Below are 11456 nucleotides of genomic sequence, written 5' to 3'. Positions count from 1 at the left end.
GTCGAGGCGATCCGCCAGCAGCTCGGGCTGGACCGCCCGCTCGTCGAGCAGTACGCCACCTGGCTCGGCGGCGTCCTGCGCGGCGACCTCGGCGCCTCGCTCTTCACCGGGGAACCGGTCACCGACGCGATCCTCCGCTCCGCCCCGGCGACGCTGTCGATCACGCTGCTCGCGCTGATCGTCGCCGTCGGCCTCGGGGTGCCCGCCGGCATCCTGGCCGGCCTGCGGCAGGGCAGCTGGCTGGACCGGGCCGTCGCGACGCTCGCGACCATCGGGATCGCGATGCCCGGCTTCTGGGTCGGGATGCTGCTGATCCTGCTGTTCGCCCTGATCCTGCCGTGGCTGCCCGCCACCGGGTACGAGCCGCTCTCCGAAGGCGTCGACGTCTGGCTGGAGCACGCGATCATCCCGGCCACCGCGCTCGGGCTCGCGACCGGCGCCGAGCTCGCCCGCCACACCCGCGGCTGCGTCGCCGACGTGCTGTCGCGGCCCTACATCCGCACGGCGCGGGCCCGCGGGTCCTCGTCGTTCTGGCTGGTCCGCCACCACGTCCTGCGCAACGCCGCGATCCCCGTCGTGACGGTGCTCGGCCTGCAGGCAGGTCGGCTGCTCGGCGGGGCGATCATCATCGAGCTCGTCTCCGGCATCCACGGGCTCGGCACGCTCACGGTCAACTCGATCCTGCAGCGCGACTTCCCCGTCCTGCAGGGCTACGTCCTGTTCGCCGCCGCCATCGTCGTCGTGGTCAACCTGGTCGTCGACGGACTGTACGGGTGGCTGAACCCGAAGGTGCGCACCTCATGACCACCCAGACCGCACCCGCCGGGACCCGGCCCGTCACAGCAGGAGACCCGGGACGGCGGACCAGCACGATCCGCCTGCTGTTGCGCCGCCCCTCGGCCGCGGTGGCCGGCGGTTTCCTCCTGCTGCTCGTCGTACTCGCGGTGCTGGCCCCGTGGATCGCCCCGTACGACCCGAACGAGCAGGACCTGTCGGCGGCGTTCGCGCCGTACTCGGCCGAGCACCTGCTCGGCGGGGACGAGCTCGGCCGCGACGTGGCGAGCCGACTGCTGCACGCGATCCGGCTCGCGCTGCTCGCCCCGCTGATCTCGGTCGGTGTCGCCATCGTGCTCGGCGTGCCCAGCGGCCTGTGGGCCGGGCTGCGCCGCGGTCTGGCCGACACCGTGCTCAGCCGGATCGCCGACACCCTGCTCAGCCTGCCCGGGCTGGCGTTCGCCCTCGCGATCGTCGCGGTGGTCGGCCCCGGGCTGGTGAACGTGATGGTCGCGCTCGGCGTCGTGTTCAGCCCGACCCTGTTCCGCGTCGTCCGCGGCGCGGCGATGGCGGTGGCCGAAGAGCCCTACATCGACTCGTCCCGGGCGATCGGCTGCTCCACCAGCCGGATCCTGTGGGTCCACGTCCTGCCCAACGTGGCCGCGCCGCTCCTGGTGCAGGCGACGATCCTCATGGGGCTCGCCCTGCTGTCCGAGGCGGGGCTGAGCTTCCTCGGCCTCGGCGTCCAGCCTCCCGACTCCAGCTGGGGCTCGATGCTGCGCACGGCCTACGACTACCAGTTCCGGGCCCCGTTCGCGGTGCTGCCGCCGGGTATCGCCGTCGTCCTCACGGTGCTGGCGTTCAACACCCTCGGCGATGCGATCCGTGACGTGATGTCGGCGAGGTGGCGGCGATGAACGCGACGCACGAGCCGCTGCTGGCGGTGGACGGGCTGACCATCGACCTCACCGGCCCCGGCGGGCAGCCCGGGCTGGTGCAGGACGTGTCGTTCGAGGTGCACGCCGGGGAGTCCGTCGCGCTCATCGGCGAGTCCGGGTGCGGCAAGACGATGACCGCGATGGCGGTGCTCGGGCTGCTCCCCGCCGGGTTCCGGGTCGCGGGCGGGAGCATCCGCTTCCAGGGCCGCGACCTGCTCGCCTGCCCCGAGCGCGAGCTGCGCTCCGTGCGGGGCGGCGCGATCGGTGCGGTCTTCCAGGAGCCGATGAGCAGCCTCGACCCGACGATGCGGGTGGGCGACCAGATCGCCGAGGCCCGCAGGCTGCACCTCGGCGAAGCCCGCAAGGTCGCGCTGCGCCGGGCGCGCGAGCTGCTCGACCGCGTCGGCATCCCGAACGCCGAGAAGCGGCTCGCCGCCTACCCGCACGAGCTCTCCGGCGGGATGCAGCAGCGGGTGATGATCGCCTCCGCGATCGCGTGCGACCCGCAGCTCGTGCTCGCCGACGAGCCGACCACCGCGCTCGACGTCACCATCCAGGCCGAGATCCTCGAGCTGCTGCGCGACCTGCGCCGCGAGCAGGGGATCGCGGTCCTGCTCGTGACGCACGACCTCGGCGTCGTCGCCGACTTCTGCGACCGCGTCGTCGCGATGTACGCGGGGGCCGTCGTCGAACGGTCCGACGTCGACCGGCTCTTCGGCCGGCCCGCCCACCCCTACACCCGCGCGCTGCTGGACGCCATCCCGCAGAACGGGCGGCCGCGCACGGTCCTGCCGGTCATCCGCGGGCGCGTCCCGGCCGCGGGCCAGTTCCCCACGGGCTGCCGGTTCGAACCGCGGTGCGCCCACGGCGGGCACGAGCGGTGCCTGCAGCCCCAGCACGAAGCCGTGCTGCCCGACGGCCGGGCCACCCGGTGCGCCCGGGTCGCCGACGGGGATCTCGTTCTCGCCGAAGGAGGCGCCCGATGACCGACACCAGCGCGCACGCTGCGGGAACCGCGCAGCAGATCACCGGGGCCGCCGCGGGGTCGCTGGTCGCGCGGGGGCTCACCAAGACGTTCCCGCTGTCGCGCAACGCCTTCGGCCGCCCGACCTCCCGGTTGCGCGCCGTCGACGGCGTGGACCTCGACGTCACGGCCGGCACCACGGTCGGCGTCGTCGGCGAGTCCGGTTCGGGCAAGACCACCCTCGGCCGGCTGGTGTCGCTGCTGGAACGGCCGGACTCCGGTTCGATCGTGCTCGACGGCCGCGACGTCACCCGGCTGCGCGGCAAGGGGCTGACCGCGCTGCGGCCCCGGCTGCAGGTCGTCTTCCAGGACCCGTTCGGCTCCCTCGACCCCACGAAGTCGATCGCCCACGCCGTCGCCGAGCCGCTGCTCGTGCACGGCCGGATCCGCCGCTCGCAGATGCCGGCCGCCGCCGAGGAGCTGGTGGCACGGGTGGGGCTCGACCCCGCCCTCGCCCGCCGGTACCCCGAGCAACTGTCGGGCGGCCAGCGGCAGCGCGTCTGCATCGCCCGCGCGCTCGCCCTGGAGCCCTGGCTGCTGGTCGCGGACGAACCCACGTCCGCGCTCGACCTGTCGACGCGCTCGGAGATCCTCAACCTGCTGCTGGAGCTGCAACAGGACACGGGACAGTCGATCCTCCTGATCTCGCACGACTTCGCGACCGTGCAGCACCTCGCGCACCGCGTCGCGGTGATGTACCTCGGCCGCATCGTCGAGGAAGGCCCCACCGAAGAGGTGGTGGGCGACCCCCTCCACCCGTACACGAGGGCGCTTCTGTCCGCGGTACCCGTGCCCGACCCGGTGGTGCAGCGCACGCGCCGGCGCATCGTGCTGCACGGGGAGACCCCCAACCCGGCCAACCCGCCGACGGGCTGCCGCTTCCGCACCCGCTGCGGCGCGGCCACGCCGTCGTGCGCGCAGATCGACCCGATGCCGGCTGAGGTCCGCCCCGGCCACCGGGTCGCCTGCCTGCTGCACTCCGATGCCGGCACACCCGTGTCCGCCGCCGCTCCCGACTGACCGCGCCTCGCCCTCCCCACCGCCCGCCGCTTCGAACGTCGGTCGCGGCGCGCCCGGCCCCGCCCCCGCCGACCCACAGGGACCACCCATGAGAACCACCCGCCTCCCCCGCGCGCTCGGGGTACTGATCGCCTTCTTGCTCGCCGCATCGCTCGCCGCGTGCAGCGGGGGGAGGGATGACGACGGGCCGCAACGGTTGAAGATCGGCGCCGCCGCCCTCCCGGCGTCGCTGGACCCGCGCAAGTCCGCCCCCTACGAGGCCCTGTGGGTCGGGCTGCTCTACGACCCGCTGGTGCGACGGGCACCCGATGGGACGTTCCACCCCGGCCTCGCGGAGAGCTGGACGTTCTCCGAGGACAACCGGACGTTGGAGCTGACGTTGCGCGAGGGCGTGACGTTCCAGGACGGTGCGCCGTTCACCGCGCAAGCGGTGAAGGCGAACCTGGACGCGGCCAAGGCGGGCAAGACGAACTTCACCAACTACCTGTCGGACGTCGAGAGCGTCGAGGTCGTCGACGACCGCCACGTGCGCCTGACCCTCGCCGAGGCCGCCGCCCCGATCCTCGGCGTGCTGGCCGGTGAGGCGGGGATGATCATCAGCCCGCAGGCGCTGTCGCGCGACGACCTGTCGACCAACCCGGCGGGCACCGGGCCGTACACGCTCGACAGCTTCGTCGGCTCCGACCTGGAGTTCACCAAGTGGGACGGCTACTGGGACGCGGACTCGGTGGTGCCGAGCGGGATCGACGTCACGGTGTTCATCGACGAGCCCGCCCGTGTGCGGGCGCTGTGGTCCGGGCAGACGGACGTGGCCATCATCCAGCCGAACCAGGTGGAGGAGGTCCGCGCCGCCGGGCTGGAGGTCACCGGCACCGACACCGCCGACTTCTGGGGCGTCATCGTCAACACCAGCCTGCCGCAGTTCGCCGAGCCGAAGGTCCGCCAGGCGATGATGCTCGCCCTGGACCGGCCGGCGATCGCGCAGAACGTCTTCGGTGAGGGCTGCGTGCCGAGCGCGCAGCCGTTCCGACCCGACGACTGGGCCTACAACCCGGCGATCGACCGGTCCCCGGCCGGGGCGTACGACCCGCAGCGGGCCCGGCAGCTGCTCGCCGAGGCCGGGTACCCGGACGGGTTCTCGTTCGAGCTGCAGACCGGGACGATGCAGACCTGGACCCAGATCGCGGAGGTGCTGCAGGCCCAGTGGGGTGAGATCGGGCTCGACGTGCACGTCCGGCCCATGGAGAACGTGCAGTTCACGACCGCGCGGCGCAACGGCGAGTTCCAGTCGACCGTCTCGACCTACCACTCGGCGCGCCCCGACCAGAGCGACTTCATCAAGACCTTCTACCTGCCCGGTGGGCTGTTCAACCCCGGTGACTACGAGCTGCCCGGGGTCAGGGAGCTGCTTGCCGAGTCGTCGGCGAGCCCCGACCCCGAGGTTCGCAAGGGTCCGATGCACGAGCTCATGGCCGAGATCACCAACGACGGCCCGCCGGTGATCCCGATCTGCACACCGACGCGCTACTACGGCTACCGGAACACCGTGCACAACCTCCAGGTCTCGCCGCTGTTCGACTCCAACCTCGCGGGTGTGCGCGTCGATCCGCGCTGACCCCGCACGATCCGCTTCGGCCCGCCCGCCCACGTCACCGTCGACAGGAGCCGCGCATGTCCTCACGACCGCTCGAAGGGATCCGGGTCCTCGACCTCGGCCACCACATCGCCGGGCCGCTGGCGGCGGTGATGCTCGCCGACCAGGGCGCGGAGGTGGTCCGCGTCGACCGGCCGGGCGCGGGATCGCCGCCCACCGACGCGTTCTACCAGCGGGGGAAGCGGCGGATCACCCTCGATCTGGCCGACCCCGCCGACCGGGAGACCGCGCGCGGGCTCGCGCTGCGCTCCGACGTGCTCGTCGAGAACTTCCGGCCCGGGGTCCTCGCCGAGCGCGGGCTGGGCTACGAGCAGCTGCGCGACCAGGCACCAGGGCTCGTGTACCTGTCGCTGCCCGGGTTCGGCGCCGACGACCCGCGCCGCGGCGTGCGGGCGTGGGAGGGTGTGGTCGACGCCGCCACCGGCAACTGCCGGATCCGGGCGGGGGAGGCCCCGGAGGGCGCCGACCCCACGGTGCCGACGTACTCCGCGGTGCCGATCGCGTCGAACTTCGCGGCGTTCCTCGGCGTCGTCGGCACGGTGGCGGCGCTGGTCGAGCGGCGCCGCTCCGGGCGCGGCCAGCACGTCAGCGTGCCGCTGTTCGACGCGATGTTCGAGGCCATCGGCGACGCGGGCGCCTACATCACGGCGGCCGGGCTCCCACCGCAGAACCCGTTGCGGGCCAACGGCAGCGGCACCTACGCCTGCGCCGACGGGGCGTACGTGCAGTTCAACCCGATCGGCGCCACCCGCCGGTTCGTCACCTGGTTCCTGCACGCCGCGGGCCACCCGGAGTGGGCGGTCGACGGCACCGGCAGCACCGACGGCACCGATGAGGACCTGCGCAAGCGGCTCACCGCGCTCTTCGCCACCCGGACCGCCGCGGAGTGGGAGGAGCTCGGGCACGCGGCCGGGGTGCCGCTCGCCCGCGTGCGGACCTCGCAGGAGTGGCTGCACACACCGCACGCGCAGCGGTCGGGCGCGGTGGTCCGGCTCGACGACCCGTTCCTCGGCGAGACCCTCGTCCCCGGCCCGGCGGTGCGCAGCGGGGAGGTCGGCGCGCCGCCCGAAGTCGGTCCGCGCCGCCGACCCGACGCCGACCGGGACGCGCTGCTCGCCGAGCTCGGCACCGACCCGCCGGCCGCCGATCCACCCGCGCGGGCGGCCCCGCCCCCGGCGGCGCCCCGGACGCTCCCGCTCGACGGCGTCCGCGTCCTGGACCTCACCCAGATCCTGGCCGGGCCGAGCAGCGGCCGGATCCTCGGCGAGCTCGGCGCGTCCGTCACCAAGATCAACGCCCCGCAGCGGCGGATCGTCGCGCACGGCGTGGTGAACCGCGGCAAGGACTCGATCCTGCTGGACGTGACGACCGAGGAGGGCAAGGAGGTCTTCTGGCGGCTCGTCGACCAGGCCGACGTCGTCGTCCAGAACTTCCCGCCCGGCACGGCCGAGCGCTACGGCATCGGCCCCGCCGCCGTCGCCGCGCGCAAGCCGGAGATCGTCTACGTGTCGGTCAGCTGCTACGGCGGCGAGGGCCCGTGGGCGCCGGGCCGCGGCTACGAGACGCAGGCGCAGGCCGTCACCGGGGTCATGGCCCGGGCGGGCGGGCCGGGCAAGCCCGCCGTGCTCGGCCCGTACAACCTGCTCGACTACGGCACCGGCGTGCTCGCCGCCTACGCCGCGGTCCTCGGCCTGCACCACCGGGGGCGCACCGGCAGCGGGCTGGAGCTGCGCACCTCGCTGGTGCAGACCGCCTCCCACCACCAGGCCCGGTTCCTGGTCGACCACCCCGGCGCCCGGCACGGCACCGAGCCCGCGGGCCCGGGGGCCCTCGGCGAGGCCCCGCACCAGCGCTTCTTCCAGGCCGCCGACGGGTGGCTCTACGTGCACGCCGACTCGGTCGAGCAGCTCGCCGCCGCCGTGGGCGACGGCCCCGACGTCACCACCGCCATCGCCGCCCGGTCGACCCGGGACGTGGTGGAGTCGCTGGTCGCGGCCGGGATCGGCGCGCACGAGGTGGTGGCGCTCGCCGACCTGATGACCGACGAGCGGGTGCGCCGCCGCGGGCTCTCCATCACCCAGGTGTCGGAGGAGGTCGGGGAGGTGACGATGCCGGGGCCGGCGATCACGATGTCGGCGACCCCACCGCGGCTGGGGCCACCGGCCCGGCGCCCCGGGGCCGACGCGGCGCGCGTGCTGGAACGGATCGGGCTCGCCGACGCGCTCCCCGACCTCGAGCGCAAGTGGGTGGTCCAGGCCAGCGCCCTCCCGGCCGGGTGGGCGTCGTGAACACCCGCGCCCGCCTGTGGGGCGCGCTCTCGGCGCTGCTGCTCGCCGGCTCGCGGCGGTTCTGCAAGCGAAATGGGGCGAGATCGGGCTCGACGTGACGGCGCGGCCGATGGAGAACGTGCCGTTCGTGACGGCCCGCCGGAACGGTGGGTCCCCATCCACTCCGTCGACCCCACCGGTCGGCCAGGCAGGACCAGAGCGAGTTCATCACGACGTTTCAATCGCCGGGCGGATCGTCCAATCCCGGTAATGACGAACTATCCGGGGCGGCGGAGCCGCCCGCGGAATCGTCACACCGATCTCGAGGTGCGCGAGCCGCCGATGCGGCGCGCGGCTCAGGCCGCGCCTGCCGGGTCGGCCGACTCGGGCGCGGACCGCGGCTTCCTGGTGCCCGCCTCGGCGAGCAGCCAGTCGCGGAACGCGGTGAACGCCCGCCGCCTCGGCCGGTGCGACGGGTGGAGGAGGTAGAAGTCGAGCTGCTGGCCGGGGGCGTCGAACGGGACCACCAGCGAGCCCGAGGCGATCTCCGGCTCCACGAACGAGCGCGGGGCGAGCGCGACGCCCTGCCCGGACACGGCCGCCCGGTAGGTGAGCGTGGTGTCGCTGTAGCGCGGCCCCCTCGTGGCGTCGACGCCCGTGATGCCGGTGCAGCGCAGCCAGTTCTGCCACAGCTGCGGCGAGGCGACCGACCGCAGGAACCCGTCGCTGGGCACCCGGCGCAGGTCGTCGGGCTCGTCGAGGCGGTACTCGTCCTGGTACTGCGGGCTGCACACCAGCACGACGACGTCGCTGACGACGAGGTCGAGGTCGAACCCCTCGTCGGGCAGGTGGCTGTTGGGGCGCAGCTCCGCGTCGACGTCGAGGTTGCCGAAGTCCTCCGGCCGGCTCGAGGTCACCAGCTCCAGCTCCACCCACGGCTGGCTGCGGTGGAAGCGCGCCAGCCGCGGGACCAGCCAGTTGCTCGCGAAGAGCGTGAACGACCGCAGCTGCAGCGTCTCCTCGCCGCGCCAGCGGCCGGTGACCTGGCCGGTGGCCTTCGCGATCGACGACAGGTGGTGCGAGGTGGCCTCGAGGTAGCGGGCCCCGACCTCGGTGAGCTGGATGCTGCGCCCCTCGTGCCGGAACAGCTGCACCCCGAGCCAGGACTCCAGCACCCTGACCTGCCTGCTCACCGCGCCGGGGGTGACGACGAGCTCGGCGGCGGCCGCCCGGATGCTCCCCAGTCGACCTGCCGCCTCGAAGCTGCGCAGCGCGTTGAGCGGGGGGAGCTGCATCGGGGCGCCGTTGCCATCCACGGTGTGGAGTCTCTGCGACGGACGCGCGTGCCGTCAACGGATGTCAATCGTTTCCTCCAGCTCAACGGTGCGGACAAATATCGTCGCCGCTGCGGCCCTGGTGTTCGTCGTAGGGTGAGGCGAAAGCGCGGCAGAACGATCCCCACCGATTTCAGCTCCGGTGGGTTCCGCGCAATTCCCGGTCGACGCCGACGAAGGAGTTCCGCGATGACCCCGTCCCCGCCGTCGTTCGATCTGCTGATCACCGGCGGACACGTCCTCGACCCGGTTTCGGGCATCGACGGGCGCACCGACATCGGCATCACCGGGGGGCGGATCGCCGCGGTGGCGCCGAACCTGGACCCGACCCGTGCGGCCCGGGTGCTCGAGATCCGCGGCGACGACCGCTACGTGGTGCCCGGCCTGATCGACATCCACACGCACGTGGCGCACGGCGCCACCACCGCGGGGGTGGGGATGGGCTGCTGCGACCCCGACGAGATCGGGGTCCGCTCCGGCGTCACCACGGTGGTGGACTGCGGCTCGGTGGGCGTGGCCAACCTCGGGGTGTTCCCGGTGCACGTGCTGCCGCGGGCCCGCACCCGCGTGGAGGTCTACGTCAACGCGGGCAGCCACGCGCACACCATGCCCGGGTGGGCCGACATCGCGCGGCTCGACGACATCGACGAACGCGCCATCGCCGCCTGCGTCGAGCACAACCCCGGCCTGGTGGCGGGGGTCAAGTTGCGGCTGGTCGGCGACATCGTGAACGAGGTGGGGGAGGAGGTCGTCGACCGGTCGAAGAAGGTCGCGCGGGAGCACGGCGTGCCGCTGATGGTGCACATCGGCGACCTGCGCGCCGCCCAGCGGCCCCGCCCGGACCGGATGGGGGAGGTCACCCGCCACCTGCTGCGGGTCCTCGAACCCGGCGACGTCCTCACCCACCTCTGCACGCCGAACGTCGGCGGCGTGATGGACGACGTCGACGCCACCCTGCCGCTGCTCACCGAGGCCCGCGCCCGCGGCGTCACCCTCGACCCCGCGCTCGGGCTGGGCAACTTCGGCTACGCCGCCGCGCGCGAGCAGGCCGAGCGCGGGCTGCACCCGGACACCATCAGCAGCGACCTCACCGCGGGTGGCCAGGGCTTCCACAGCCTCGTCGAGTGCATGGCCAAGTTCATGGCCGTCGGGTACTCCTTCGCCGACGTCGTCGCGATGACCACCGGGCACGCCGCCGCCGCGATCGGCAAGCAGGACGAGATCGGCGCGATCGCCGTCGGGCGCGAGGCCGACCTCACCGTGCTCGACGTGGTCCGCGGCGAGTTCACGTTCGTCGACACGACCAAGGCGAGCTTCACCGGCGAGCACGGCATCGTGCCCGTCCACACCATCCGCGCCGGGGAGCTCGTCCCGCCCGGCTGGGGACCCCACCCGTGGGGCTGGCTGCCCGCGACCGAGCCGGGGGCGGCCCGATGAGCGCCGCGACCGACCTCCGGTTCGAGGCGACCGACACCTGGGAGCGGGTGCCGTCCGAGTTCGCCCACCGCGACGTCGCGGGCGTCGACGTCGGCCGGGACGACGAGGTCTACCTGCTCACCCGCGACCGCAACGGCGTGCTCGTGTTCGACCGCGACGGCACCTTCCGCGCCGCGTGGGGCGACGGGGTGTTCACCAAGCCGCACGGGCTCACCGTCGCCCCCGACGGCACCGTCTACTGCGTCGACTGCGGCGACCACACCGTGCGCCGGTTCAGCCCGGACGGGGAGCTGCTGCAGACGCTCGGCACCCCGGGGGCGCCCACCGACACCGGGTACGCACCCGGCCCCGGCGCGGTCGTGCACCACGTGGAGACCGTGCGGCGGCCGGCCGGGCCGTTCAACGGGTGCACCAACCTCGCGATCGCGCCCACCGGGGAGCTGTACGTCGCCGACGGCTACGGCAACTGCCGCGTCCACCGGTTCACCGCTGACGGCGAGCTGATCGGCTCCTGGGGCGCGGTCGGCACCGGGCCGGGGGAGTTCCACCTGCCGCACGGGATCTGCGCGACCGCGGACGGGCGCATCCTCGTCGGGGACCGCGAGAACGACCGCATCCAGGTCTTCGACCTCGAGGGCCGCTACCTCACCTCGTGGACCGACGTGCAGCGCCCCACCGACCTCGCCGTGGACCGCGACGGGCTGGTCTACGTCTCCGAGCTGTGGCGGCCGCGCGGCACCGCGTCGTTCACCCACGGCACCACCGCGGTCGACCTGCCGGGCCGGGTGTCGGTGTACGACCAGCACGGCACGGTGGTCGCCCGGTGGGGCGCCTCCACCGTCATGCGCGACGGCCTGGGCAACTTCATCGCCCCGCACGCGATCGCCGTCGATTCCACCGGCGCGGTCTACGTGGGCGAGGTGACCGGGACGTTCGGCGTCAAGCCGGGCCGGGTCCCGGACTCGATGGCGGGCCACCAGCTCCAGAAGTTCACCCGCGCGGGCTGAG

9 protein-coding genes are annotated in these 11456 nt (G+C 73.8%); 8 read left to right on the top strand and 1 reads right to left on the bottom strand.

The annotated features are described in order from the left end of the window. The 6 genes from VKZ81_RS24565 to VKZ81_RS24540 form a co-directional block, all read left to right on the top strand. Window positions 1-804, top strand: an 804-nt coding sequence (locus VKZ81_RS24565) for an ABC transporter permease (protein WP_324244034.1), incomplete at its 5' end; no start/stop codon positions are given. Beyond that, complete coding sequence (locus tag VKZ81_RS24560) at window positions 801-1691, top strand: ABC transporter permease (protein WP_324244033.1); 891 nt, start codon at window positions 801-803, stop codon at window positions 1689-1691. The genes VKZ81_RS24565 and VKZ81_RS24560, both read left to right, overlap by 4 nt. Continuing rightward, window positions 1688-2698: an ABC transporter ATP-binding protein gene (locus tag VKZ81_RS24555; protein ID WP_324244032.1), complete on the top strand. Its 1011-nt coding sequence runs from the start codon at window positions 1688-1690 to the stop codon at window positions 2696-2698. The genes VKZ81_RS24560 and VKZ81_RS24555 overlap by 4 nt, the downstream gene beginning before the upstream one ends. After that, entirely contained in the window at window positions 2695-3756 is a 1062-nt protein-coding gene (locus VKZ81_RS24550) for an ABC transporter ATP-binding protein (protein WP_324244031.1), read from the top strand. The genes VKZ81_RS24555 and VKZ81_RS24550 overlap by 4 nt, the downstream gene beginning before the upstream one ends. An 88-nt stretch (window positions 3757-3844) precedes the next feature. Further along, window positions 3845-5371, top strand: coding sequence for an ABC transporter substrate-binding protein (locus VKZ81_RS24545; RefSeq protein WP_324244030.1), 1527 nt, complete (start codon window positions 3845-3847; stop codon window positions 5369-5371). Window positions 5372-5427: 56 nt separating this feature from the next. Then, entirely contained in the window at window positions 5428-7698 is a 2271-nt protein-coding gene (locus tag VKZ81_RS24540; protein WP_324244029.1) for a CaiB/BaiF CoA transferase family protein, read from the top strand. 335 nt (window positions 7699-8033) lie between these two features. On the opposite strand, the gene VKZ81_RS24535 is transcribed toward VKZ81_RS24540, so the two are convergent. Next, window positions 8034-8993 carry a LysR substrate-binding domain-containing protein gene (locus VKZ81_RS24535; RefSeq protein WP_324244028.1) on the bottom strand — a complete coding sequence of 320 codons (960 nt, stop codon included), beginning with the start codon at window positions 8991-8993 and terminating at the stop codon, window positions 8034-8036. Between the two features lie 207 nt (window positions 8994-9200). Between VKZ81_RS24535 and VKZ81_RS24530 the strand changes: the two genes are divergently transcribed. Further along, window positions 9201-10448: an amidohydrolase family protein gene (locus VKZ81_RS24530; protein WP_324244027.1), complete on the top strand. Its 1248-nt coding sequence runs from the start codon at window positions 9201-9203 to the stop codon at window positions 10446-10448. Further along, complete coding sequence (locus tag VKZ81_RS24525; protein WP_324244026.1) at window positions 10445-11455, top strand: peptidyl-alpha-hydroxyglycine alpha-amidating lyase family protein; 1011 nt, start codon at window positions 10445-10447, stop codon at window positions 11453-11455. Before VKZ81_RS24530 ends, VKZ81_RS24525 begins: the two co-directional genes overlap by 4 nt. The last annotated feature ends 1 nt before the right edge of the window (window position 11456 follow it).

Origin of the sequence: Pseudonocardia sp. (genome assembly GCF_035305885.1) — a bacterium.
Classification (GTDB): Bacteria; Actinomycetota; Actinomycetes; order Mycobacteriales; family Pseudonocardiaceae; genus Pseudonocardia.
Note: the sequence above shows the minus strand (reverse complement) of the source record. Positions and strands in the feature narration are given on the sequence as shown.

Coding starts and splice junctions, on each gene's coding strand:
- VKZ81_RS24530 (WP_324244027.1), top strand. CDS start 9,201: ATGACCCCGTCCCCGCCGTCGTTCGATCTGCTGATCACCGGCGGACAC.
- VKZ81_RS24540 (WP_324244029.1), top strand. CDS start 5,428: ATGTCCTCACGACCGCTCGAAGGGATCCGGGTCCTCGACCTCGGCCAC.
- VKZ81_RS24525 (WP_324244026.1), top strand. CDS start 10,445: ATGAGCGCCGCGACCGACCTCCGGTTCGAGGCGACCGACACCTGGGAG.
- VKZ81_RS24560 (WP_324244033.1), top strand. CDS start 801: ATGACCACCCAGACCGCACCCGCCGGGACCCGGCCCGTCACAGCAGGA.
- VKZ81_RS24545 (WP_324244030.1), top strand. CDS start 3,845: ATGAGAACCACCCGCCTCCCCCGCGCGCTCGGGGTACTGATCGCCTTC.
- VKZ81_RS24550 (WP_324244031.1), top strand. CDS start 2,695: ATGACCGACACCAGCGCGCACGCTGCGGGAACCGCGCAGCAGATCACC.
- VKZ81_RS24555 (WP_324244032.1), top strand. CDS start 1,688: ATGAACGCGACGCACGAGCCGCTGCTGGCGGTGGACGGGCTGACCATC.